Origin of the sequence: Cytobacillus oceanisediminis 2691, from assembly GCF_000294775.2 — a bacterium.
GTDB classification, from domain to species: Bacteria; Bacillota; Bacilli; order Bacillales; family Cytobacillaceae; genus Cytobacillus; species Cytobacillus pseudoceanisediminis.
Genome location: NZ_CP015506.1, coordinates 1955074 through 1980675, shown reverse-complemented (window position 1 = coordinate 1980675; position 25602 = coordinate 1955074). Strand labels below are relative to the sequence as shown.

Annotated in this window: 22 protein-coding genes; all 22 read right to left on the bottom strand. The window is 42.4% G+C overall.

Annotated elements, in window-relative coordinates; translation table 11 throughout:
- Positions 1-309: 309 nt before the first annotated feature.
- A complete protein-coding gene (locus A361_RS10045; RefSeq protein WP_009330679.1) occupies positions 310-1269 on the bottom strand; it encodes an ABC transporter permease in 960 nt (319 codons plus the stop codon).
- Positions 1270-2316 carry an ABC transporter permease gene (locus tag A361_RS10040; RefSeq protein ID WP_019381794.1) on the bottom strand — a complete coding sequence of 349 codons (1047 nt, stop codon included), beginning with the start codon at positions 2314-2316 and terminating at the stop codon, positions 1270-1272. It abuts the gene before it with no gap.
- Positions 2309-3844 carry an ABC transporter ATP-binding protein gene (locus A361_RS10035; RefSeq protein ID WP_009330681.1) on the bottom strand — a complete coding sequence of 512 codons (1536 nt, stop codon included), beginning with the start codon at positions 3842-3844 and terminating at the stop codon, positions 2309-2311. Before A361_RS10035 ends, A361_RS10040 begins: the two co-directional genes overlap by 8 nt.
- Before the next feature lie 238 nt (positions 3845-4082).
- The gene (locus A361_RS10030; RefSeq protein ID WP_009330682.1) at positions 4083-5189 is read right to left on the bottom strand and encodes a BMP family lipoprotein; all 1107 of its coding nucleotides are present in this window, start codon (positions 5187-5189) and stop codon (positions 4083-4085) included.
- A gap of 68 nt (positions 5190-5257) precedes the next feature.
- Positions 5258-5983, bottom strand: coding sequence for a GntR family transcriptional regulator (locus tag A361_RS10025; protein ID WP_009330683.1), 726 nt, complete (start codon positions 5981-5983; stop codon positions 5258-5260).
- A gap of 427 nt (positions 5984-6410) precedes the next feature.
- Complete coding sequence (locus tag A361_RS10020) at positions 6411-8738, bottom strand: DNA translocase FtsK (RefSeq protein WP_019381793.1); 2328 nt, start codon at positions 8736-8738, stop codon at positions 6411-6413.
- A 164-nt stretch (positions 8739-8902) separates the two neighbouring features.
- Positions 8903-9124, bottom strand: a complete 222-nt coding sequence (locus tag A361_RS10015) for a YlzJ-like family protein (RefSeq protein WP_019381792.1) — start codon at positions 9122-9124, stop codon at positions 8903-8905.
- Positions 9121-9873 carry a ClpP family protease gene (locus A361_RS10010; RefSeq protein ID WP_019381791.1) on the bottom strand — a complete coding sequence of 251 codons (753 nt, stop codon included), beginning with the start codon at positions 9871-9873 and terminating at the stop codon, positions 9121-9123. The genes A361_RS10015 and A361_RS10010 overlap by 4 nt, the downstream gene beginning before the upstream one ends.
- Positions 9874-10000: 127 nt before the next feature.
- Positions 10001-11668: a ribonuclease J gene (locus A361_RS10005; protein ID WP_019381790.1), complete on the bottom strand. Its 1668-nt coding sequence runs from the start codon at positions 11666-11668 to the stop codon at positions 10001-10003.
- A gap of 356 nt (positions 11669-12024) precedes the next feature.
- The gene (gene dapA / locus A361_RS10000) at positions 12025-12891 is read right to left on the bottom strand and encodes a 4-hydroxy-tetrahydrodipicolinate synthase (protein WP_009330688.1); all 867 of its coding nucleotides are present in this window, start codon (positions 12889-12891) and stop codon (positions 12025-12027) included.
- Positions 12892-13017: 126 nt separating this feature from the next.
- Entirely contained in the window at positions 13018-14262 is a 1245-nt protein-coding gene (gene dapG, locus A361_RS09995) for an aspartate kinase (protein WP_009330689.1), read from the bottom strand.
- Positions 14263-14303: 41 nt separating this feature from the next.
- Entirely contained in the window at positions 14304-15353 is a 1050-nt protein-coding gene (asd, locus tag A361_RS09990; protein ID WP_019381789.1) for an aspartate-semialdehyde dehydrogenase, read from the bottom strand.
- A 291-nt stretch (positions 15354-15644) separates the two neighbouring features.
- The gene (dpaB, locus tag A361_RS09980; RefSeq protein WP_019381787.1) at positions 15645-16244 is read right to left on the bottom strand and encodes a dipicolinate synthase subunit B; all 600 of its coding nucleotides are present in this window, start codon (positions 16242-16244) and stop codon (positions 15645-15647) included.
- On the bottom strand, positions 16241-17143 hold the full coding sequence (dpaA, locus tag A361_RS09975) for a dipicolinic acid synthetase subunit A (RefSeq protein ID WP_009330693.1): 903 nt from the start codon (positions 17141-17143) through the stop codon (positions 16241-16243). Before dpaA ends, dpaB begins: the two co-directional genes overlap by 4 nt.
- Before the next feature lie 368 nt (positions 17144-17511).
- Positions 17512-17766, bottom strand: coding sequence for a YlmC/YmxH family sporulation protein (locus tag A361_RS09970; RefSeq protein ID WP_009330694.1), 255 nt, complete (start codon positions 17764-17766; stop codon positions 17512-17514).
- 148 nt (positions 17767-17914) lie between these two features.
- Positions 17915-19150: a M16 family metallopeptidase gene (locus A361_RS09965; protein WP_019381785.1), complete on the bottom strand. Its 1236-nt coding sequence runs from the start codon at positions 19148-19150 to the stop codon at positions 17915-17917.
- 40 nt (positions 19151-19190) lie between these two features.
- Positions 19191-20207, bottom strand: coding sequence for a polysaccharide deacetylase family protein (locus A361_RS09960; protein WP_019381784.1), 1017 nt, complete (start codon positions 20205-20207; stop codon positions 19191-19193).
- Between the two features lie 180 nt (positions 20208-20387).
- Complete coding sequence (pnp, locus tag A361_RS09955; protein WP_009330697.1) at positions 20388-22508, bottom strand: polyribonucleotide nucleotidyltransferase; 2121 nt, start codon at positions 22506-22508, stop codon at positions 20388-20390.
- Positions 22509-22825: 317 nt separating this feature from the next.
- On the bottom strand, positions 22826-23095 hold the full coding sequence (gene rpsO / locus A361_RS09950; RefSeq protein ID WP_009330698.1) for a 30S ribosomal protein S15: 270 nt from the start codon (positions 23093-23095) through the stop codon (positions 22826-22828).
- Positions 23096-23217: 122 nt separating this feature from the next.
- Positions 23218-24168: a bifunctional riboflavin kinase/FAD synthetase gene (gene ribF / locus A361_RS09945; protein ID WP_019381782.1), complete on the bottom strand. Its 951-nt coding sequence runs from the start codon at positions 24166-24168 to the stop codon at positions 23218-23220.
- Between the two features lie 65 nt (positions 24169-24233).
- A complete protein-coding gene (truB, locus tag A361_RS09940) occupies positions 24234-25151 on the bottom strand; it encodes a tRNA pseudouridine(55) synthase TruB (RefSeq protein WP_009330700.1) in 918 nt (305 codons plus the stop codon).
- A gap of 63 nt (positions 25152-25214) precedes the next feature.
- Positions 25215-25595, bottom strand: a complete 381-nt coding sequence (gene rbfA, locus A361_RS09935) for a 30S ribosome-binding factor RbfA (RefSeq protein WP_009330701.1) — start codon at positions 25593-25595, stop codon at positions 25215-25217.
- Positions 25596-25602 lie beyond the last annotated feature (7 nt).

The following is a 25602-nucleotide window of genomic DNA, read 5'->3' as shown; positions in this document are numbered from 1 at the left end:
CTGGTTTTTCCCGGTATTCTTCGCCTGATACAGATACTAAACGATTCACTATTCCATCGTAAAGTGCCGGAAAGTACCGGCAAATAAAACAACAAAGCCGCAGCGGCCAAAAAAAGCCAGCGCAAATAGGAAAAAATCTTTTCTGTTTCATAATCATCTATATATAAGGAAAAACGCATAATCAAACCTCTAATCTCTTATCTAATTAACAAAATATTAACACATTTGCCTCAATGAATCACAAATTAAAATAGGATAAGATTTGCGCTGAAAAAAGCCCCATTTCTAAATGAAATGAGGCTTTGCTGTTTAGCGCTTTCCTTTTATATATGGAGTACCAGATGCTTTTGGAGCATCGGCGCGTCCTATGAAACCAGTCAATGCCAGAATCGTTAAAACATATGGTGCTATGAGAAGATATACATTTGGAATATTCTCAAGGAATGGAAGGCTCGAGCCGATGATACTCAAGCTTTGCGCAAACCCAAAGAATAAAGCCGCCCCCATAACACCAAGCGGATGCCATTTACCAAAGATCAATGCTGCCAATGCCATAAATCCCTGGCCGCTGATCGTTGCATGGCCGAAATCTGAAGAAATGGATTGTGCATACACACCGCCGCCGATTCCTGCTAGGGCACCGGAGATTAATACCCCAATGTATCTCATTCGGGTAACATTAATACCCATTGTATCTGCAGCCATTGGGTGTTCACCAACCGCTCTCAGCCTTAGCCCGAATGGAGTTTTAAACATCACAAACCAGGCAAGAAATGCCACGGCAATCGCTGCAAATGAAGTATAGTATGTGTTTGAGAAAAACAGTTTTCCTATTACGGGTATATCGCTCAAAAATGGTATATCCACCTTGCTGAACCCTTTTTGAATAATATCCGTCTGGCCTTTTCCATAAATGAATTTAACCAGGAACAGTGCAGCTCCAATTGCCAGAAGGTTAATCGCAACACCTGAGACTACCTGGTCTGCTCTAAACGTAATGGAAGCAACAGCATGCAGGATGGATAAAAGTGCTCCTACAACCATAGCTGCCAATAATGCTACCCATGGGGTCATGCTGCCAAATACATCTACGAACGTAAGGTTAAAGACTATGGCAGTGAATGCTCCAATTACCATCAATCCTTCTAAACCAATATTTACAACACCGGAGCTTTCTGAAAAGTTTCCGCCCAAACCAGTGAAAATAAGCGGGGCTGCCCAAAGCAATGTTGATGGAATAATAATTAATAGGATCTCCATTAAGCCCACTTACTTCACCCCCTTTTTGCTGATACGGTCAATAAAGATGCGAATCATATAGCTTGCTGCAACAAAGAACACAATAAGAGCAATGATAATATCCACCAGTTCATTTGGAACTCCAGCTTCAAGCGGCATGTTTAAGGCGCCGACCTTCAAGCTTCCGAATAGCAATGCTGCAAAAATAATTCCGATTGGACCGTTACCGCCCAGAAGGGCAACCGCAATACCATCAAACCCTACTCCGGTAAATCCGCCTTTGATGGCTGCGTATCCGAATGTACCCAAAGCTTCCATCGCACCTGCAAGACCAGCAAATGCTCCTGAGATTACCATTGAAAGAATAATGTTTTTGCTGACGCTCATGCCTGCATATTCAGATGCATGCTGGTTAAAGCCTACAGAGCGCAATTCGTATCCCTTTGATGTTTTTTCTAATAGGAACCACATTATAAACACACAAGCTAAAGCAATTAAAATTCCCCAGTGCAGACGGGAATAGTCAGTTAAGCCCTCAAGAAATGGGGAACGCAGTGATGCAGAGTCTGCAATCATCTCCGTACGGTCACTTTTGTCTGAAAGGACCGTACGGATTATATAGTTCGTTACATGCAATGCCACATAGTTCATCATGATCGTGACAATTACTTCATGGACTTTAAACTTGGCTTTCAGCAATCCCGGAATAAATGCCCATAGTGCACCCGCTGCTGCAGCTGCAAGAACAGCCAGCGGCAGATGGATGAACTTTGGAAGTTCAAATGCAACCCCTACCCAAACAGCAGCAAGCCATCCGACGATTAGCTGCCCTTCAACACCGATGTTAAATAAGCCTGTACGGAAAGCAAATGCAACTGCCAATCCGGCAAGAATATAAGGTGTGACCTGTCTGACGACTTCACCAGTGTAGTAGATTTCTCCAAAAGCACCGTTCCATAGGGCATTAAATGCAGATCCGGCATTATACCCTGTTGCTATCATTATGATTGTACCTACTAATACGCCGAGCAGAACGGCAACTAGAGGCACGACAATATTCTTCATGCGATTAGACATGGTTTTCGCCACCCGCTTCCTTCCGTTTAGAACCGGCCATCAATAAACCTAATTCTTGTTCAGTTGTTTGTTTCGGGTCAACTACTGCTACAATTTCACCCTCATAAATAACAGCAATACGGTCGCTGACATTCATGATTTCATCCAATTCAAATGAAATAAGCAGCACAGCTTTCCCCTGGTCACGCTGTTCAATCAGACGCTTGTGAATGTATTCAATTGCTCCGACATCCAATCCGCGTGTCGGCTGAGCAGCGATCAGGAGATCTGGATTGCGGTCAATTTCACGTCCGATTATGGCTTTCTGCTGGTTACCTCCGGAAAGTGCCCTAGCAAGTGTATATTCACTTGGGGTTCTGACGTCGAATTCTTTAATCAGCTTTGTTGCTTTGCTGTAGATTTCTTTAAAGTTCAGAACACCTTTTTTAGAGAATGGAGCTTTGTAATAGGTTTGCAGAACCATATTCTCTCCAATTGGAAAATCAAGTACAAGTCCATGCTTATGACGGTCCTGAGGGATATGCCCTACGCCCGTCTCCGTTACTTTCCGCGGTGACATATTAATAATTTCTTTGCCATTCAATTTAATTGAACCGCTTTCAGACTTCCTCAAACCTGTAATAGCTTCTATTAACTCAGACTGTCCATTTCCATCTACACCGGCAATACCGACAATTTCCCCGGCCCGTACATTAAGGTTAAGCTTATTAACCACGCCAAGCCCCCGGGAATCTTTTACATTTAAATCCTGAATTTCAAGCACTTGCTCCTGTGGCTTCGATACTGTTTTATCCGTTTTAAAAGTAACTTCCCTTCCCACCATTAAACTGGCAAGTTCATTAGGATTCGTCTCGCTGACATTAACCGTACCGATGCCGACCCCTTTGCGGATGACCGTTACTCGATCACAAACTTCCATTATTTCCTTCAGCTTGTGGGTGATTAAAATAATAGATTTGCCTTCCTGGATTAAGGTTTTCATGATCTGAATAAGCTCTTTAATTTCCTGTGGAGTAAGAACTGCAGTAGGCTCATCAAAAATAAGGATTTCTGCTCCCCGATAAAGGGTCTTTAAAATCTCTACCCTCTGCTGCATTCCTACAGAAATATCTGAAATTTTCGCCTGCGGGTCAACAGCAAGTCCATATCGCTCAGAAATTTCCCTGACTTCCTTCTCAGCCTTTTTAATATCTATTTTTCCGCCTTTAGTCGTTTCTTTTCCTAGAATAATATTTTCAGTGACGGTGAAACGGTCTACTAGCATGAAATGCTGGTGGACCATCCCGATGCCCAAGTCGTTTGCTATATTTGGATCGGTGATGCGCACCGGCTTTCCTTTAACTTTTATTTCACCCTTTTCAGGCTGATATAAGCCAAAAAGGACGTTCATTAATGTTGATTTGCCCGCACCATTTTCGCCAAGCAGCGCATGAATTTCACCTGGTTTCAGCTGAAGCGTGATATTATCATTTGCTACGATTCCAGGAAACTCCTTGCGGATGTTGAGCATTTCAATAACATAATCCATTTGTTTCACTCCTTGCTCAAAATATATGGAAATCATTAGTAGTAAGAGGTCAGACCTTGGCAATTCTTAGAAAAACCTGGCCAAAATGCCAAGCTCATCTTAATGAATAGAAAAATATGATTATTGCATTAAAAATCTAAGTGAAATACAGAATTTTTTCTGTCCTTCAATTAAACTTTTAATTTTAAAAAAAGGAATAAGAGGCCGCAGTGCAACCTGCTTATTCCTTGTAAGTAAATTATTCAGCTGAAAAAGAAGCCAGTTCATCTTTTGTAGATGGAACAGTCAGGTCACCATTCTTGATCTTTTCCTGCCATTCTTTAACTGCACCTTCGATTTCTGCTTTAGTAGATACTTCCGGATTGATAGTAGCAAGGCCTACACCGTCTTCAGCCAATCCGTAAGTAGTCGTTTCTCCGCCAGGGAAGCTGCCGTCTTTTGCCTTTGTAGAAAGGTCCTTAACAGCATTGTCTACACGCTTAAGTGCAGATGTAAGGATTACATTGTGCTCTTTGCCATCGATTTCAACTACACCTTCAGCTGTCTGGTCTGAGTCAACACCAATTGCCCAAAGTTCTCTTGCCGGGTCTTTCTTTTTAAGGTCACGAGCTTCCTTGAATAGACCGTTGCCTGTTCCGCCAGCAGCGTGGAAGATTACGTCTACGCCAGAAGAGTACATTTTAGAAGCAATTGTCTGACCTAATTCAGCTTTATCAAATGCTCCAGCATATTGAACTTCTACTTTAATATCAGGGTTTACCGCTTGAACACCAGCAAGGAATCCAGATTCGAATCGCTCGATAACCGGAATCTCCATTCCGCCGATGAAACCAATTTTGTTTTCTTTAGTTGCTTTTGCTGCAGCAACACCTGCAAGGAATGCAGCTTCCTGCTCTTTGAACATGATGCTTGCTACGTTTGGCTGATCAACAACCGCGTCAACGATTCCGAAATGCGCATCCTTTTGCTGCTGGGCAATCTCATTGATTGCACCTTCCATTAAGAATCCGATACCGAAAACAAGATCAAAATCTTGACGAGCTAATGTATTAAGGTTTGTAGAATAGTCAGCATCTGACTGTGATTGAAGATAGTCAAATCCGCCTTTTCCTTTTTCAAGTCCATTCTCTTCACCAAATGCCTGTAATCCTTCCCAGGCAGATTGGTTAAATGATTTATCATCTACACCGCCGACATCTGTTACCATCGCTACAGAGAATGCTTTTTCTTTTTCGTCTCCGCCAGCTGTTTCTCCGCCTTTTTCTTCGCTTTTGCCGCAAGCACCCAGAATCGTTCCAGCAGCAAGAACTAAAGATAGCGCCAATCCGAATTTACGCTTTTTCAAGGTTGGTACCCCCTAAGAAATTGTTTTTGCATTAGCGGAATAATTGTGTTTTCGTATATCCCCAAAAGCTAGATTCTCTTTCTGAGGACATGGAAACTGAACTTATCAGCTCTGAAATAATTGACCGAATAGAGAATCGGTGTATCCGCTTCATCGAAATGCATCTGCTTTAATACCAGCAATGCAGTTTCAGGGTCACATTCCAGAATAGGTGAAATTTTCTCGTGATAGCCAATAGGCTCGATTTGGGCAACAGCATAGGTGATTTTCCGGTTTGCCTCTTCTTCAAGCATGTTGAGGAGCGACTCTTGTTCGTGGGAAAATGTGTCCGGGAGAATATCCTCAGGAACTTTATCCACACAATAAACGACCGGTTCACCATTTGCAGTTCTCACCCGCTCAATCACGGCAATCTCCTGGTCTAACGAACATGAGAATCTGCGGATATCATCTTCAGTCGGTCCCATAGTTACAGAACTTAAGAAAACGGTTCCCGGCTTCATCCCTGCCTGCAAAATCATATTTGTGACACTATTAAGCTGTTCGATGCCTGATGTGAAAAGCGGCTTTGCATTGACAAAGGTGCCTACACCATGACGGCGGATAATTACGTTTTCTTCTTCAAGAATGCGCAATGCCTCCCTCAGTGTAGCTCTGCTAACACCAAGCTGTTTGGCAAGATCAAATTCAGACGGAAGTTTTTCTTTTTCTTTATAAACTCCATCTTCAATGTCTTGTTTTAATCGATCGATGACTTGCAAATATAAATGCCGGTTATCTGACTTAATAGACATGCAGGGTTCCTCCAACTTCAGTTCTCAAGACATCAGACCTCTGATGTTCAATCATTCCTACTAATCGAAAATACTATAACACTTTTTACCCAATAAAGAAATAGAAATTTATCAATTTGTCGAAAAAAGGTGAAAAGAACAAAATGTTTGTGAATCCCTCTGTACCAATTCCTTTTTTCTGGTATAATACTACTTTGAAAACGATTACATTTAAGATTTCTGCTAAAAAAGTAACTGACAATGAATCCTATTTTGTGATGAGTTGAAAGTACCATACCTCTTCATTTTATGTAAGCGTTTTTAGTAGTATGGCATATTCCCATACCTTTTTTTATTGACGTCATTTTTTTGCCCTATATCTCTCAAATACATTAAAAAATGGCCGTCCGAAGACTGGCCATTTTTTAATGTGTCATTCTTATAAAGTTTAGGAACTTGCTTCTTCCGAAGGCTTGCCCTGCAGCACAGCTCTTGGCTTGCTGCCTTCATATGGACCGACAATGCCCCTTGCTTCCATTTCATCAATCAGCCTTGCAGCTCTGGTATAGCCGATCCTGAATCTCCTTTGAAGCATGGATACAGAAGCAGTCTGCATTTCCAGAATCAATTCAACAGCTTCTTCATAAAGATCATCATCCACTTCTCCTGACGCTTCAGGGATATCCTCTGGAATCATCTCTTCCTGATATTGTGCCTTCTGCTGACCAATGACGAAATCCACGATCTCTTCTACTTCTTCATCAGACAGGAATGCACCCTGTACACGGACTGGCTTGGAAGCACCTACAGGCAGGAAGAGCATATCGCCTCTTCCCAGAAGTTTTTCAGCACCGCCCATATCTAAAATGGTTCTGGAATCCGTCATGGATGAAACGGCAAATGCAATCCTTGATGGTATATTCGCTTTGATCACACCTGTGATAACATCTACTGACGGACGCTGGGTTGCGATGATTAAATGGATGCCCGCTGCCCTTGCCATTTGAGCAAGGCGCGTGATGGCATCTTCGACATCGGAGGACGCTACCATCATTAAATCTGCAAGCTCGTCCACTATAACTACAATGTACGGCAGAAGGGGCTGCTGTGCTTCCTCTTCGGCATTATGCCTTTTTACATACTCATTATAGCCTTCGATATTTCTTGTCCCGGTATGGGAGAAAAGCTCATAGCGCCTTTCCATCTCATTGACGACTTTTTGCAGCGCCTGAGCTGCTTTCTTCGGATTTGTCACTACCGGCGCCAGCAAATGCGGCACCCCGTTATATACATTCAATTCCACCATTTTTGGATCGATCATCATTAATTTTACTTCATGCGGTTTTGCCCTCATCAAAATGCTGGTAATGATTCCGTTAATGCACACACTCTTCCCGCTTCCTGTTGCACCGGCAACAAGAAGATGGGGCATTTTGTTGAGTTCTGCAAGGACAGCCTCTCCGGTAATATCACGGCCAAGCCCGATTAATAGCTTCGAGTCCGGTTTGTCGTTTTGCTTGGATTCAATAACTTCCCTAAGAGAAACCATGGCTACTTCAGAGTTAGGAACTTCTATTCCTATGGCGGATTTTCCGGGAATTGGTGCTTCTATCCGGATATCCTTGGCTGCCAGTGCCAGTGCCAAATCATCATTCAGACTAACGATTTTGCTTACCTTTACCCCAACATCGGGATGAACCTCATATTTTGTAACAGCGGGTCCTAAATGAACCTGTGTCACTCTCGCTTTTACCCCAAAACTCTGAAATGTTCTTTCGAGCTTAGCAGCATTCGCATGGATAAGCTCATACTCACCACTTTGATCCGTCTGCCTTGGCAATTTCAATAGTCTGATTGGCGGCAGCTCATAGTCTTTGTTTTCCACTTCAGTAAACGTAATTGGCGGCGCATTCTCATCCTCCGGTTCAGTCTCTGCTGCTTCCTGAACCTGATTAGAAGCCGCTTCCTGAGGATCCTCCTGATAAGCTCTTTCGGCAAAGCTTGAAATAATCGGTTCTGGCGCCGGTTCAGCAGTATTATTGATGGTAATAACAGTCTCTGGTTCTTCTTCGTGCTGGAGAGCCTGCTGTTCTTCTTCTCTTCTTGACTGTCTTTCTTCTCGTCTTGCCCTGCTTTTTTGTTTCCATTCTTTCATATCATCTATAAAAGCAGCCCATTGTTTTTTACAGAAATTCAGCATTGCGGCCATCATTTTTCCGGCAGCATCTCCGAACGTTTTTCCTGTAATGAGAACGAAACCGATAATAATTAATAAAAAGGCCACAATCTTTGAACCTGCTTCATCAAAAAGATAATAAAACAGTGCGAAAAAAATTGCCCCCAGCATTCCGCCGCCTAAATCGGTTGTGCTTGTTTCTCCCCGGACCTCCATCCGGAATAGTTCCCATGTATTGGCTATCACACTTGGATCATCAAACTTCCCGCCATTTGAGAGAAGCTGAAATAATGTGACATGGCTTAACAGCAGCAGGGAGCTGATAATGAGATAAATGCCAATTAATTTTGTGTGGAATAGATAGGGAAGAGATCTCTTCCACATCAGGTAACCTGAAAATATGACTAATCCTATCAGGCTGAGCATGTACCATTCTCCCATAAAGAAACGGAAAAAAAGCACGGTTGCTTTGCCGACCGCTCCCAGTTTAGCAATTGATATTACAGCAAGTGCCAGTATGATCAGCGCAATAAGTTCAAATTTCATTGTCCGTTTCAGTGTTTCGCTCTTTTTAGATTTTCTTTTCTTTCTTTTGGCCATTTTATCACCTTATCATTGTTCTTATTAACAGCATCATCAAAAATCCATTATGTAATACATCATGTCTGCTATGAAAGAAGAAGCAGCCATTTTTTGGCTGCTTCTAAAGTTACTTTTATTATATCATATCAATTCTTAATTAAGTTGTTTTTTGAATGTATTTCTCAGCTTAACTGCGTCAAGGTGATCATGGACCCGGGAGTATATCTTTCATCCATATAATGGGAGGGGTCGCTGCTCATGATTCTTAAGATTCGGCATTCCTGTCCTGAGTTCATTTCAACTAAGAGCGGGATTCCTTCATAAGACACAATTTTCTGTTTGCCAAAATCATCCTGCTCATTTTGGTAAATGAGCTCTTGGGGCATCATTGTATAAATGATCATTGAACCATCACTTCTTCTTTAGGTTTATTCATATCTATCAGCTCATTCAGCTTTGCCAGCGCAGGCCCTACCCCGCCAACTTCATCAATCAGGCCATATTCAACAGCATCCCTGCCGACCACGTTTGTCCCAATATCCCTGGTTAGGTTGCCTTTATCAAACATCAGGTCTTTAAATTTCTGTTCGGAAATATTTGAATGCTTTGTTACAAAATTAATAACCCGATCCTGCATTTTATCCATATACTCAAAAGTTTGCGGCACACCGATTACCAGGCCGGTCAGTCTTATAGGGTGGATGGTCATCGTAGCCGTCTCTGCAATAAATGAATAATCGCATGAAACAGCAATAGGCACACCAATGGAATGGCCTCCTCCAAGGACAATGGAGACGGTTGGCTTTGATAAAGATGCCAGCATTTCTGATATTGCCAGTCCGGCTTCCACATCACCGCCTACTGTATTCAAAATGACCAAAAGACCTTCTATCTTTGGGTTTTGCTCAATCGCTACAATTTGAGGAATTAAGTGTTCATATTTTGTTGTTTTATTTTGCGGCGGAAGCTGAAGATGTCCTTCTACTTGTCCGACAATGGTCAGGCAATGAATTTTGGAATCCTGAGACAGCTGAGGCACATTCGTTTGTCCAAGCTGCTGAATCTTCTCCATAAGAGCAGATGGTTTATCCTCTTTTGGCTGTTCTTGCCCTTCCCCGCCCTCATTGCGGTTATTTTTCATATCGTTTTCCATCCTTATTTCTCCCTTCAAGCAATATATTGTTAGTATGAACGCGGGATTCTTTTTCATGCGTTTTATTGCTGAAGACAGAAGGCAAAAAACACAGCCTGGCATTGAATTCCAGGCTGTGTTTTATTTGTTATCCCTCCATCAGAATTGGAAGGATCATTGGTCTTCGTTTTGTTTTTTCATACAGATACTGATTCAGGCTGTCACGCATATCCTGCTTAATGCCGGACCAGTCAAAGGATTCTCTGGCAAGGTTTTGCTCTACCGCTTCCTTTACTATTTTTACAGCTTCCTCCAGAAGCTTTTCTGATTCCCTGACATATACAAAACCTCTTGTAATGATTTCAGGGCCAGCTGATATTTTCTTTTCCTTTTTATTAAGAGTGACCACCACTAATAAGATTCCATCCTGCGAAAGCAGCTTTCGATCCCTTAATACGATATTTCCGACGTCGCCGACACCGATTCCATCAATCAGCACATTTCCTGAAGGGATTTTTCCTCCGGGAACGATTACACCATCTTTAATTTCTGCTACATCGCCTTTATCAGGGATGAAAATTTGTCCGCTTGATATTCCGCAGTCCCTGGCAATTTTAGCATGCGCTTTCAGCATACGGTATTCCCCATGAACTGGAATGAAGAATTTCGGACTCATCAGATTTATCATAAATTTAAGTTCTTCCTGGCTGCCATGGCTGGAGGTATTAAAAGTTCCCTTTCCAGGGATGACTTCAGCACCAGCTCTAAACAGCATATCAATCGTTTTAAAAATTAATACCTCTGTTCCCCTTAATGGAGATGCGGCCAGTAAAACGGTATCATCCTTTTTGATATTCACCTGTCTATGAGACTGCTTCGCCATTTTTTGAAGGGCTTCAATCGGCTCCCCCTGATTACCTGTGGTAAGAACAACGATCTGGTCATCACTGTATTTGCTGATTTCAGCGACAGGTATTATCACATCTTCTCCGACCTGCAAATATCCAAGCTGCATGGCAATATCAAAGATCTTTTGCAGACTTCTCCCGACCACTGCCACTTTTCTGCCCGTTTCCATGGCCGCATCAAAAATATGCTGTATGCGGATTAAGTCAGAAGCAAAGGAAGCTGCAATGACTCTCCCCTTAGCAGCATAGAATGCAGCTGTCATCTCTCTGGCCACTTTCGATTCTGAGTTGGTGTACCCCGGCTTTTCTGCTTCTGTACTGTCAGATAGCAGGCAAAGAACCCCCTCTTCCCCTAAGCGCGCCATTTTGCCGATTTCAGGTTTGTATAAGGCAGTCGCTGCCTGATCAAATTTGAAGTCTCCTGTATATACAATCGCACCTTCGGAAGTATGGATAGCCACTCCGACACTATCCGGTATGCTATGGCCAGTCCTGAAAAAAGTTACATCTGCCGAATCAAATTCAACCTTGGTATCTGAATTTATTTCAATAAACTTTGCTTTGCCTCTGTATTCCTGTTCCTTCATTTTGGCTTTGGCCAGCGCCAGAGTCAGCTTTGTCCCATAAACAGGAACATTGACCTTTGTCAGCACATAAGACAGGCCGCCAATATGATCCTCATGCCCATGTGTCAGAAAAATTCCTTTCACTCTTTCCTTGTTTTGAACTAAATATGTAATATCCGGTATCACGATGTCAATTCCGAGCATTTCATTTTCAGGGAACATTAATCCGGCATCGATTACATATATGTCCTCGTCCACCTCTGCCAAATACATATTCTTCCCAAGTTCTCCGACTCCTCCGAGTGCTGCTAGCTTGATGCTTTCATTCTGTCTCTTTTTCAATGTACGTATCCTCCCATGCATGTTCAGCCGATCAAGATCAGTTATCCATATTATACTTGAAGTCATAAAACCATGACAACCAAATTTATACATAGGGCTTAATAGGGCGGGCAAGATACTTTTGCCTTCTCATAAACTTAAAGAGTTTCATTGTAGAAAAATGTTGGCTCTGGTTTAGGGTACTTGGAAGACCCATGACGACCATTTCCACTTTCAGCTTTTGATTTTGGGCTTCATGCGGGCTCCATGGCCATTCATCTCAAGGCATTATATTTCTGGTTTCATGGAAGCTCGAAAGACGGCTTATTAACAAAAATAAAAACCAACCAGCAAAACACTGGTTGGCAAGCACGGAATTATTTAAATAGGGCAGCAACTGCGCTGCGTTCCTGTTCTGTTAACGGAACCATAGGAAGACGGACGGATCCGACATCCAGCCCTCTAAGCTGCAGCGCTGTTTTTACAGGCACTGGGCTTGGGGCAGCAAAAAGGCCTTCCATGATCGGAAGAATTTTCTGATGGATTTTTGCAGCCTTTTCATTTTCACCATTCAGGTAAGCTGTGATCATTTCCTGCATTTCATTGCCAATCACATGGGAAGCCACAGACACGATTCCAGTTCCCCCAATTGCCATGCATGGAAGAGTAAGGCCGTCATCACCGCTATAAAGCATAAAGTCCTCATCCGTATTGGCAATGATTTTTGCCATAGCATTCAGATCTCCGCTTGCTTCTTTAACTGCCGCAATGTTTGGAATTTCCGAAAGGCGGATGATCGTTTCAGGCAGAATATTGACCGAAGAGCGTCCAGGAATATTGTAAACCATTACTGGGAGGCTCGTGTTTTCTGCAATTGCCTTGAAATGCTGATAAAGCCCTTCCTGATTTGGCTTATTGTAATAAGGTGCAACGATCATGATGGCATCTACACCAATTTGCTCTGCTTTTTTCGTTAATTCAATGGATTCGTACGTATTATTGCTTCCAGTGCCTGCAATTACAGGCACACGTTTGTCAGCCACTTTCACTGCGTGTTTGAATAATGCCAGCTTTTCCTCTTTGGTCAATGTTGGCGACTCGCCGGTAGTTCCGGCAATAACCAATGAATCTGTACCGTTTTCAATAAGATGATTGATAAGCTGTGTTGTTTTAGGGAAATCAATATGTCCCTTATGATCGAATGGAGTTACCATTGCTGTTGATACTCGGCCAAATAGAACCATGTTTACACTCCTTGCAGATGTTTAAAAGACCGGAAGAAACGGGCGGATCTGCCGAATAGGATGCAAATCCGTCGTTAACCGCTGAAGGGCTTTCTTCCCCTTTTTAAACATGATATTTTTCTTAGATTAAATGTCTGTTCTCTCATATTCTGCCAAATCTTCTTCCAGGCGAAAAGCATCGTGCAATGCATTAACAGACTTTATCAAATCTGCCTGCTTCACCAGAACCCATATTGTTGTATGGCTGTCTGCAGATTGCAAGATACGAATTCCCTGCTCGGACAATGCTGTCACAATTCGTGAAGCCACACCAGGAACACCCTGCATTCCTGCACCTACAACCGAAACCTTTGCGCACTCTCTTTCAACCAGTGGATCGTGACCCAGGCCCTTTAGAATACTAATCGCTTTATCAGTCATTTCTTCCGTAACCGTGTAGTTGACGCCATTTGGATATATATTGATAAAGTCGACGCTGATCCCCTGGTTTGCCATCGCTTTAAAGACCTCAGACTGAAGATCATATTGATCTTTCTTCGCAAGAACCTTTATTTGAGTCACATTGGATACGTGGGCAATTCCTGTTACGGAGCGCTCTTTAATATCTGTCCCGCGCCTGTTCTTATTCAAAGTTGTGACAAGTGTTCCGAGACTATCGGAGTATGTTGAGCGGATTCTGATCGGAATCTTGGCCTGCATGGCAATTTCGACAGCACGAGGGTGAATAACCTTAGCACCCTGATACGCCATATTGCAGACTTCCGTATAAGTGACAACTGATAATGGGCGTGCATTTTCGGCTATGCGCGGATCAGCAGTCATGATGCCTTCCACATCAGTAAAGATATCAATCCACTCGGCATTTAGGGCTGCGCCAAGAGCCGCTGCGGAGGTATCACTGCCGCCCCTTCCGATCGTTGTGACATCACCGGTTTTAGAAGAACCCTGAAAACCTGCAACGACGATGACATCTTGATTCTCAAGCTCTTTCAATAGTCTGTCGCACTTCATATCGATAATTTTTGCATTTGTATGATCATTATTTGTTCTAAATCCTGCCTGTGCCCCTGTTAAAGCTGCTGCTGTGATTCCATGTTCATTCAGCATGTTTGAAAAAACGACACTTGAGATGACTTCACCGCAGGATAAAAGCAGATCCGTTTCGCGTTTGCTGATCTTGCTGTTATTGCCTTCTACAAGCGAAAGCAGTGTGTCTGTTGCATAAGGATCGCCTTTTCTGCCCATCGCTGAAACAACAACAACAACCTTATATCCGTCAGCCAGCGCTTTTTTTATGTGCTTAAGCGCATGTTCGCGGCTATTTTCATCGCGAACTGATGTGCCTCCATATTTTTGAACGATGATATTCATTAAAACACCTCTAACCTCTCAACATAAAGAGAATACGTTAACTATTTCACTATTCCAAGTTTAATTAAGCTTTCGGCGATCTGCACGGAATTCCATGCAGCCCCTTTAAGAAGATTATCAGAAACCACCCACATATGGAAGCCTTTATCCTCATCCAAATCTTTGCGGATACGGCCGACAAACACATCATTTTTACCGACACAATCAGCAGGCATTGGGTAAATCTGATTATCCGGATCATCCTGCAGGACAACACCTGGTGCACTTTCAAGAAGGCTCTTTATTTCATTTGCAGCAACGCCGTCTGTATCCACTTCAAAATAAAGGGACTCTGAGTGTCCGGTTGCCACCGGGAGACGCACACATGTAGCAGCCACTTGCAGCCCTGGCATATGCATGATTTTCTTTGTCTCATTGATCATTTTCATTTCTTCAAAAGTGTAGCCATTATCCTGAAACTTATCAATTTGCGGAATCGCATTGAAAGCAATCTGATAGTGTTTTTTATCGCTCTTAACAGGAAGAATTGCAGGCTCATACTCTTCATTATTTATAATGGCTTTTGTCTGCTCATTCAGCTCTTGAACTGCAGCTGCTCCTGAACCTGAAACAGCCTGGTAAGTAGAAACAATCACTTTTTTCAAACCGTATTTTTCTTTAACCGGCTTTAGTGCTACAACCATTTGAATCGTAGAACAGTTTGGATTGGCGATAATGCCATTATGTGTATGAAGGTCGTCTTCATTTACTTCAGGTACGACAAGAGGCACATTTGGATCCATACGGAATGCACTTGTGTTGTCTACCACAATGGCACCATGTTCAACCGCATGTGGAGCAAGTTCCTTGGATACGCTTCCGCCGGCACTGAATAATGCGATGTCCACGCCTTTAAAGCTCTCTGGCTTTGCTTCCTGAACCGTATACTCCTGTCCATTGAATGTTACCTTCGAGCCTGCAGAACGGGCTGATGATAAAAGTGTTAATTCAGAGATTGGAAATTCTCTATTTTCAAGTGTTTGAATCATTTGCTGACCAACTGCACCAGTTGCTCCAACTACCGCGACATGAAATCCTTTTTTCTGTTCCAAATTTCTTTTCCCCTTCCAGTACCATTATATTTTTCTAGCAAAATTAGTTTTTTAGTGAAAAAGCAATATGCCCAAAATTCAATAGAACGGCAGCCAAATACAATTGGCAGCCGTTTTCCTGCCTGATTTTGAAGATGGCAGGCTTCCATTTATATTATCAGCATATTGTCATTACTCCAAGGTGTTAATATTAAATTAAACACAGCTTGGAGGTTGGTTATCTTAATAACCTTTATTCTAACATATTCGTTCACTAAAGGACTAAAAATTTTTGCTAGAAAAAATAGGGGGCTAACTTTCGTCTTTATATCTTTCCACTAAAACAGGCTGCAGCTGCTTGCCTTCCATGGCATGAATCACTGTATCAGATAATGCTGTCATTCTTGCCACCATTGAATTTGGCTTCTTTACAGGATCGTCCTGGCCATATGGAATAAAATAAATATTTTTCGTAGCCATTAGTCTCATTAAGTTTACCCCGTTTAAACCCAATGCATCATTGGTGGATATTCCGAGCACAACTGGTTTGCCGTTTCTTAAAGTTGCCTTTGCTGCCATCAGGACGGGCGAATCGGTCATGGCATTGGCAAATTTGCTCATGGTATTTCCAGTTAGCGGGGCAATCACCATACAATCTAGAGGTATCTTAGGTCCCAGCGGTTCCGCTTTCACAATTGAATCGATCACTTTATTTCCAGTCAGATCTTCAATTCTTTGAACCCAGTCTTCCCCTTTCCCGAATCTAGTCTCAGTGCTCTTTACCGTAAAGGTTACAACCGGAAGCACTTCAGCCCCTGCAAGAACGAGCCTTTCTATTTCCGGAAACACTGCATCGTATGTGCAATGTGATCCTGTTAAACCAAATCCGATTCTTTTTCCTTTCAAACTCATTTTGTATTCCCCTTTCTCTTTTGCAAATCTTCCATAATCAATTGAGAAAGAACATTCGCCAGTATCTGCCCCGCTGTTTTCGGAGCAACGATTCCAGGCAGGCCTGGTGCGAGCAGCGCTTTCACTCCCCGTTTTTCCGCATAGCGAAAATCGGTTCCTCCGGGCTTTGAAGCCAGGTCAATGATAAGCGTATGTGTAGGCATTTTCGAAATGACGGACGCTGTTACAACTAAATGAGGAGCAGTATTTATGCAAATATCAACATCTTTTACAGCATCTTCAATCTCTTTCAGGTTGAATGGGGTAAGACCCATTTCTGTTATCCGGGCAATGTGTTCACTTTTTCTCGCGCCTACTTTTACTTTTGCACCCAGTGCACGAAAGGTTCTTGCTACACTCATTCCAACTCTGCCAAGGCCGATTACGGCTATATTAGATCCATGAATGGTGAAATCAGTATGCTGGATCGCCATCATGATAGTTCCTTCTACTGTTGGAATTGAATTGTAAATGGCTACATCATCTCTTTCAAATAATTGAACAAGACGGCGGTCTGCCGACTTGGTAACTCCTGTTAAATACGAGTTGGTTATGCCGGAATAAACTGTACAGTGTGCTGGAGTCTGCGAGAGAATTTCCTCTTCAAGAGTCACCTTTTCATTGGAAAAAATTGTTTCAATCTGCCCCTCAAGGCCCGTGCCGGGAACAGGCAAAATAATCGCGTCTATATGGGAAAAATCCACTTCATCTATTTTTTCTTTTACCGCACCAGAGAACGCATGATCCAGCTGCTCAAATCCGATTAATGAGAGCTTTGCATCAAGCTCAGTCAGTTTCCGGATGATTTCGAGCTGCCTTGCATCACCGCCGATGACTGCTATTTGGGTTCCTGTCAGCATGCAACACTCACCTTCTTTTTTCTTTCTTTTTAAGAAAGCATTTATTTTTGAAGCCAATGACCGCATGACTCCTGGTAAAAAATATCCTCGCACCGGCATCGCCACTATACAACAGCTGCGGCACGAGACAGCAATTGCACAAGCAGATTTATCTTAAACGAAATGTGGCGTTTTTTTTGGCCGGCAATTCATCTAATAACCATAAGGGAATTGTTGTATTGAACTACTTCAACATCTTATGTATGAAGGGGGCAATAGGTGAGTTTTCCATTTAAAAGAAAATGGATCAGCGTGGAAAGAAATTTTTAGACATTAAGAAGATGAGATTCCAAAAAACAAAAAGGACCTAATCGGCCCTTCTTTCAAGATTATTCCTGCTGACCATCATTTTCCGGAATATCAATAATGATCATGTCATTGCCTATCTTTCTTATATGCTGCCATGATACCCGAATTTCGTCTCCTTGCCGCTTGAAGCCGAACCACTTTAATGAAGGAATGAGCAATGCCTGGATCTGTCCACTTTTTTCATTTATTTCAAGATCTGTCTGCCCAAGCACCCCAAGCCGTTCCGCACGCTTCACATCCACGATTTCCTTTCCGCTCAGCTCACTTAATCTCATCCTCTGCCCTCCTCTTTTCTCTTTCTCTATATTTTTATCGTTCTGGGAGAATTTTTAGAAGTCCAAGACAAAAGAAAACAGCCTGCAGAATACAGGCTGTTTCTCTCATGTTGATTTCCGGTTTTGCAATCGGGACACATCAAATTTATTAAAGGTTTTTCGGAAGTTCTCCCTCCGGGCTGATTAAAGCCACAGAGTAATGCTCTGTGAAAATGGAATTCGCCATGTCATTCACGCCTTGCATGGAAACTGCATCGATTTCTTCTACAATTTCATCCATAGAACGATGGCGGCCCAGCAGAAGTTCGTTTTTGCCATTGCGGCTCATTCTGCTGTTTGTACTTTCAAGGCTAAGCATCAAGCTTCCTTTAAGCTGTTCTTTGCTGTTATTCAGCTCTTTATCTGTGATGCCTTCTTTTTTAAGAGTGGCAAGAGTTTCCTGAATCGTATCAAACAGTACATCCAGCTGTTTAGCGCCTGTTCCGCCGTATAGCGTCACTATACCGCTATCCTGGAAGGCAGAATGATAAGAGAAAACAGAATATGCCAATCCTTTTTGTTCCCTGACATCCTGGAATAAGCGGCTGCTCATGCTTCCGCCCAAAATATTATTTAAAACAATCAGATTGTATATATCCTCATGCCCTACCTGCAGCCCCTCGAACCCCAAGCAAAGATGTGCCTGCTCGGTATCCTTTTTACGGGCAAGATGGTTTGAATGGAATTCTGGCTTCTGCTCTGAGCGTTCTCTATTTCCGCCTTCATAGGATCCAAAATATTTTTCTACTTCTTTGATGAAAGACTCGTCGATATTTCCGGCAATGGAAATCACAACGTTTTCAGGTGTATAGGTTTCATGCATATACTGCTTTAATGTTTCACCATTAAACGTGGCTAGCGTTCCCTCAGTGCCAAGGATCGGATAGCCAAGAGAGTGGTTTTCATAGATTGCCTTACTCAAAAGATCATGTACAATATCATCAGGCGTGTCTTCATACATTTTGATTTCTTCATAAACAACATTCTTTTCTTTGTTCAGTTCCTCATCCACAAACGTGGAGTTAAAAAACATATCAGAAAGGACTTCAAGAGCAAAGTCAGAATGGGTATCGAGTACTTTTGCGTAATAACATGTATATTCTTTTGAGGTGAATGCGTTCACCTGGCCGCCAATGCTATCAAAGCTCTCGGCAATTTCCCGGGCTGATCTTGTTTTCGTTCCCTTAAAAAACATGTGCTCGAGGAAATGAGAGATTCCATTATTTTCGGGAATCTCGTTTCGTGAACCTGTTCCGATCCATACTCCGATCGCAACAGAACGGACGGTTGGAATGTTTTCTAGTACGACTCTTACTCCGTTTTGGCATGTATATTTCTTGATCAAGTAAATTCCTCCTGTTCTGAAACCCAAAGACATACGTCCATTAGTTTATATTATTATTGTTATTTTTTCCAAAATCCTGATTATTATTTTCCCGATTCTGGATTCTCTTCTCGCTTAACAATTCGGATACAGTTCCAATCTGAAGGTTCTTTTGCTTAAGCCCCGTAATAAGTCTATCGAGTGATTTTTCGGTGGAGTCAGTAGGGTGCATCAGAATCAGTGCTCCATTATGAACCTTTGATAACACCCTATTTATCAGCACATCCGGGGATGGCTTTTTCCAATCCACTGTATCAACAGTCCACATAACAGTGCCGAGGTTCTTCTCAGCAGCAATCTTCACTGTTTCATCTCTATAGCTGCCACTTGGAGGAGCAAACCATGTAATGGGCTTACTCAGTTTTTCATCCATCGTGGCTTCAATCACATCATTTGTCTTTTGGATTTCTTCCCTTGTTTTAGCAGAAGAGATCACCTTCATATCCGGATGAGTGTACGAGTGGTTGCCCACTTCATGTCCTGTATCCATAATCATTCTGGCAAGTTCCGGATTATTCTTTACCCATCTTCCTTCAAGAAAGAAACTTGCTGACACATTATGTTCCTTTAAAGTTGCCAGCATACCGGACAAATATTCATTTCCCCATGCCACATTGATAATGAAACTGACCATCGGTTTATCGGGATGGCCTTTATATACAGGTGACGGAGGGAGGTCCTTTAGCTTCACCTTCGGTTCAATTTGTTTAAATACAAGCTTATCTTCATTGAACCTCTTCTCTGATTTCATCTTTTTATAAGATGCCTCAACATCTACTTCAATTCCGTTAAGCCCTGGAATGGCTTTCCATACACGGTCTATTTTTGCATCCTGTGCAGGAATGCTGTATTCATCTTTTTTTGCTGTAATCTCTTCATAAAGTAAATCCTTAGACTTGGAAACAGGTACGGCTCCCGTCTCCTGTTTGAGGCCAGATACATACTGATCAGTAAAAGGATTATTGATAAAAGCAAGTGCCATAACAAACATGATGGCGATATGGATAAACTTTCTCATTCTTCATGCCTCCTTCAATTCATAGTATGATTCAAAGGGACAAGGTAGAACGGAAGCAAATTACAAAGGTATAGGGCAAACGCCCCCATGGATATTCGTATATGTAAAAAGCCAGGGTTTCCCCTGGCTTCTAGGAAATTCAGCCCAGCAAAATGCTTCTCTTCTAAATAGAGGTTAGTATTATTGCTGTGCTTTTTCCTTTTGCTCACGCTGTTCACGCAATACGGCTTTGCGGGAAAGGTTTACGCGGCCTTGCTTATCGATTTCAGTAACTTTTACGAGAAGTTCGTCACCGATGGATACAACATCTTCCACTTTTCCTACACGCTCTTCAGCAAGTTCAGAAATGTGAACCAAACCATCTTTACCGGAGAAGATTTCAACAAATGCACCGAATTTTTCAATTCGTTTCACCTTGCCAAGATACATTTGTCCAACTTCCACTTCACGTACGATATCTTCAATAATCTTCTTCGCTTTTTGATTCATCTCTTCATCTACAGATGAGATGAATACTGTGCCATCTTGTTCGATATCAATCTTAACGCCTGTTTCTTCAATGATCTTATTGATCTGCTTTCCGCTTGGCCCAATGACATCACGGATTTTATCAGGGTTAATTGACATCATCAGAATCTTAGGAGCATATTCAGACAGCTCTTTTCTTGGCTGCCCAATAGTGCTCAGCATGGAATCAAGAATCTGCATGCGGCCTTTTTTCGCCTGCTGCAATGCTTCCTCAAGAATCTCACGAGACAAACCTTCAATTTTAATATCCATTTGCAGGGCAGTAACACCCTTGGATGTACCCGCCACTTTGAAGTCCATGTCACCCAGGTGGTCTTCCATACCCTGAATGTCTGTCAGGATTGAATAATGCTCGCCTGATTTAATAAGACCCATTGCTATACCGGCAACTGGCGCTTTAATAGGCACACCTGCATCCATCATTGCCAATGTACTTGCACAAATACTTGCCTGTGATGTTGAACCATTGGACTCTAATACCTCTGATACTAGACGGATTGTATAAGGGAAATCCTTTTCAGATGGAATGATCGGCTCAAGAGCGCGTTCTCCAAGAGCTCCATGTCCGATTTCGCGGCGTCCTGGCCCTCTAATTGGCCCAGTTTCACCTACACTGAAGTTAGGGAAATTGTAGTGGTGCATGAATCTCTTTTCTTCTTCAATGCCCAGACCATCAAGAATCTGTACATCTCCAAGAGCTCCTAATGTACAAATGCTCAGAGCCTGAGTTTGTCCGCGTGTAAACAAACCGGAACCATGTGTGCGCGGCAGAAGGCCTACCTCTGATGATAGCGGGCGGATAACATCCAATCCGCGTCCATCCGGGCGAACTTTATCTTCTGTGATTAGACGCCTCACTTCAGCTTTAACAATTTTATCAAGAATCTGCCTGATTTGCTTCAGCTTGTCATCGTCTGCTTCTTCACCTTCATATTTAGCTGTAATTTGTTCTTTAACTGCTTTAATGGCAGCTTCTCGGGCATGCTTCTCCTGCACCTGGATAGCTTGAATCATATCTTTCTCACAGATGCCGCGTACTTCAGCCTCAAGGTCCTGATCAACCTGGTATAGAACAATTTCCATTTTCTCTTTGCCGATTTCAGACGCAATTTCTTCCTGGAAAGCAATAAGGCGTTTGATTTCCTCATGGCCAAACATAATCGCCTCAAGCATTGTTTCTTCAGGCACTTCATCTGCACCTGCTTCTACCATGTTAATTGCATCCTTTGTACCGGCTACAACCAGGCTGATATCGCTCTTTTCAGCCTGATCCACAGATGGATTAATGATGAATTCTCCATCGATGCGCCCTACGCTGACTCCTGCAATCGGTCCGCCGAATGGAATATCCGACACAGAAAGAGCTAATGATGACCCAAACATTGCAGCCATTTCAGATGAGCAGTTTTGATCCACACTCATCACCATGCTTACAACCTGTACATCATTTCTGAAACCGTCAGCGAATAATGGACGGATTGGCCTGTCAATCAAGCGGCTGGCCAAAATCGCTTTTTCACTTGGACGTCCCTCTCTCTTAATAAACCCGCCGGGAATCTTACCAACAGCATATAAACGTTCTTCATAGTTAACTGTCAGCGGAAAGAAATCCAGATTTTTCGGTTCTTTTGATGCTGTAGCAGTACTTAATACTACAGTATCGCCATAGCGCACTAAAACCGCACCGTTAGCCTGTTTTGCAAGCTGGCCAATCTCAACGGTCAATTTGCGCCCAGCCCACTCAAGGCTGTAGACATGTTTATCTTGTCCCATATTTGTACCCCTCTCTGCTTTCACTTAAGGACAGGCGTCTATTCTGCCTGGTCCGTTCAATTGTTATTTATCCTGCATTAGCTGCAGATAATCCTGCCATGACATCAGCATAGACTGATATCCTCTGCATTGCCAGCAGTCCAGTTTTATATAAAAGCATGAAATGCTCTTTAATCATAATAAAATTAGGCATCTTATAGTATGCACAATTTTTCCGTTTGCTAAAATAAGAATAACTTATGTATGTACATGATTAGGAACAAAATTCAAGTTTTTAAAGCTAATAAAAAAGCGGGAAAAAATCCCGCTTCTGTTGATTATCGACGTAAGCCAAGCTTATTAATTAACTCACGGTAACGAGCAACGTCTTTGTTGCGAAGGTAAGTTAATAGGTTACGGCGCTTACCAACCATTTTCAAAAGACCGCGACGTGAATGGTGGTCTTTCTTGTGAGTACGTAAATGGTCGTTCAAATTGTTGATTTCTTCAGTAAGGACAGCGATTTGAACTTCTGGAGATCCAGTGTCGCTTTCATGAGTTTTGAACTCATTGATTAGCTCATTTTTACGTTCTTTAGTGATTGCCATCCGGTTCACCTCCTAAATTTTCAATCCCCTGTTACTGAGCAAGCGTCGGTGACTCGACTTGCCAAGCAAAGGTTCATTTGGTACGTTACTTAGAATACAACTTTTTATGACAAAAAGCAAGGCTAAACCCTGTTTTTCTCAAAATATTGCTCAGTCTGCTGTTTATCCTTCGCAATTTGGGCGATTAATTCCTGAACGCCAGCAAATTTCCTTTCGTTTCTAAGATGTTTATGCCATTCAACCGTAACTTTCCTGCTATAAATATCTGAAGAGAAATCAAAAATATGGACTTCAACCGATGGCCTGTCCCCCTTTTCCTTATTAAAGGTAGGTTTGTAGCCAACATTGCATACCCCTTCATACCAGCTGCCATCTACTAAGAATCTCACAGCATATACACCTGGCGGTGGGATGATACAGTCATCCGAAACATCCACGTTCGCAGTAGGAAAGCCGATTGTACGGCCCCTCTTATCGCCATGGATAACGGTACCTGATGTTTTATAATATCTTCCTAAAAGGTCGGGAAGCTCAGCTGTTTTCCCTTCCCGGATGTATTTCCTTATAAGCGTAGAGCTGATTTTTTCGTCTTCTTTTGCAAGCTTTGCAACGACCGAATAATCAAATTGATCCCTTGAATGGAACAATAGTGTTTCCATTGTACCGCGCCCCATTCTCCCATAGGAATAATCAAAGCCTGCTACAACATGCTTTGCATTAAGACCAATCAGGTATTGATCAACAAACTCCTGCGGCAGGAGATTTGCAAACTCCCTTGTAAAATTGATGATAAACAAATAATCTATGCCCAAATCAGCCATGATAGCAATTTTATCCTCAAGAGGCGTAATATACTCCACATGCTGAACGCTTTTCCCCAAAACAACCGATGGATGCGGGTCAAATGTCATAACAGCACTTTTTAATCCTTTTTGTTCCGCTATTGATTTTGCTTCACGGATGACTTTCTGGTGACCCAGATGAACACCATCAAAATATCCAAGTGCTATTGCCATTTCAGGCAATACGGTTCTATCCATTCGATGGGGATGATTTATATGAATAACTTCCATATTATTGATTCACCTTTTTCTACAGAGCCTGGACCTATAAAAATGCACAGCTTTTTAACTAGTGCTTATTGATCATTTCTTAACACCTTTACTGGCTTCATCATCCCAGGTTTGCGCGGATGATGCTCATAGATAGCCAGCACGAGGCCTGCCTCTGTTTCCACTGCAATTGGCCCTTTAGTGTTATGCAAATGATCAGGGATAGTTAATACAGCCCCATTTTTTACTTTCTCTGCTACTTTATCACTTATTTGAAATTTCGGCAAATGAGAAAGCGCGGCTTCCATAGGACGAAGAACCTCGTCCATTGTCCCCTTCTCCACTCTTTCTTCTATTTCTTCAAAAGTCAGGCAATCATCAAGTGTCAATGAGGCAGACTGGATTCTGACCAGCTCAGACATATGAGCAGGGTATCCAAGTTCACTTCCAATCATGACAGCAAGAGTACGTATATATGTTCCTTTGCTGCAGGCTACACGGAAACGGAAGGTAATATTCTCACCCTCAAACATTTTTCTGCCATCGAGCAGTTCGATAGAGTAAATAGTAACTTTCCTGGACGGTCGTTCTACTTCTATTCCCTGTCTTGCATATTCATAGAGGCGTTTCCCATTCACTTTTACTGCTGAAAACATAGGAGGTGTCTGAGTAATTTCCCCGGTCAGACTTTGAAGTGCATCCATTATTTGATTTCTGGCAATAGGTGCTGTAACATCTTTTCTCTCCACGACTTCTCCTGATGCATCTTCTGTTGTCGTAGAAAAGCCTATTGTGACTTCTCCCTCATATGACTTTCCAGCATCTGTTATGTATTCAGCCACCTTTGTTGCCCTCCCAAGGCAGATTGGGAGTACACCAGTTACGTCTGGATCGAGTGTGCCAGTGTGGCCGATTTTTTTCATCCGCAAAATCTTCCGAAGCTTAAAGACACAATCATGGGATGTCATTCCTTTAGGTTTAAAAAGCGGCAAAATTCCTTCCATATCATGTACCACCTTGTCTTGTAATTAGAAAAAAATGGATAGACAAAATGTCTATCCATTCCATTATTCTTCTTCATTGGAGCGATCCTCATCTTTGGAACGGCCTTCGTCCTGAATTTGATGGAGCAATGATTCTATACGGTTTCCGTAGTCGATTGATTCATCAAATTCGAAAAGAATTTCCGGCGTTTTTCTCAGCCGGATTCGCTGGCCAATTTCAGATCGGATAAAGCCTTTTGCTTTAGCCAGACCCCGAAGCGTATTTTCCCTTTGTTCCTCATCACCCAGAACTGAGATAAATACGGTTGCCTGCTGGAGATCCCCAGTAACTTGAACATCGGTGACTGTTACAAATCCAACCCGCGGGTCCTTTATTTTCCTGCCGATGATTTCGCCCAGTTCTTTTTTCATTTGTTCTCCAACTCGATTTGCTCTAAGGCTCATTCTATAT

Coding starts and splice junctions, on each gene's coding strand:
- A361_RS10040 (WP_019381794.1), bottom strand. CDS start 2,316: ATGTCTAATCGCATGAAGAATATTGTCGTGCCTCTAGTTGCCGTTCTG.
- A361_RS10035 (WP_009330681.1), bottom strand. CDS start 3,844: ATGGATTATGTTATTGAAATGCTCAACATCCGCAAGGAGTTTCCTGGA.
- A361_RS10025 (WP_009330683.1), bottom strand. CDS start 5,983: ATGTCTATTAAGTCAGATAACCGGCATTTATATTTGCAAGTCATCGAT.
- A361_RS10020 (WP_019381793.1), bottom strand. CDS start 8,738: ATGGCCAAAAGAAAGAAAAGAAAATCTAAAAAGAGCGAAACACTGAAA.
- A361_RS10015 (WP_019381792.1), bottom strand. CDS start 9,124: ATGATCATTTATACAATGATGCCCCAAGAGCTCATTTACCAAAATGAG.
- A361_RS10010 (WP_019381791.1), bottom strand. CDS start 9,873: ATGGAAAACGATATGAAAAATAACCGCAATGAGGGCGGGGAAGGGCAA.
- dapA (WP_009330688.1), bottom strand. CDS start 12,891: ATGGTTCTATTTGGCCGAGTATCAACAGCAATGGTAACTCCATTCGAT.
- dapG (WP_009330689.1), bottom strand. CDS start 14,262: ATGAATATCATCGTTCAAAAATATGGAGGCACATCAGTTCGCGATGAA.
- dpaB (WP_019381787.1), bottom strand. CDS start 16,244: ATGAGTTTGAAAGGAAAAAGAATCGGATTTGGTTTAACAGGATCACAT.
- dpaA (WP_009330693.1), bottom strand. CDS start 17,143: ATGCTGACAGGAACCCAAATAGCAGTCATCGGCGGTGATGCAAGGCAG.
- A361_RS09970 (WP_009330694.1), bottom strand. CDS start 17,766: ATGAGATTAAGTGAGCTGAGCGGAAAGGAAATCGTGGATGTGAAGCGT.
- A361_RS09960 (WP_019381784.1), bottom strand. CDS start 20,207: ATGAGAAAGTTTATCCATATCGCCATCATGTTTGTTATGGCACTTGCT.
- pnp (WP_009330697.1), bottom strand. CDS start 22,508: ATGGGACAAGATAAACATGTCTACAGCCTTGAGTGGGCTGGGCGCAAA.
- rpsO (WP_009330698.1), bottom strand. CDS start 23,095: ATGGCAATCACTAAAGAACGTAAAAATGAGCTAATCAATGAGTTCAAA.
- ribF (WP_019381782.1), bottom strand. CDS start 24,168: ATGGAAGTTATTCATATAAATCATCCCCATCGAATGGATAGAACCGTA.
- truB (WP_009330700.1), bottom strand. CDS start 25,151: ATGGAAGGAATTTTGCCGCTTTTTAAACCTAAAGGAATGACATCCCAT.
- rbfA (WP_009330701.1), bottom strand. CDS start 25,595: ATGAGCCTTAGAGCAAATCGAGTTGGAGAACAAATGAAAAAAGAACTG.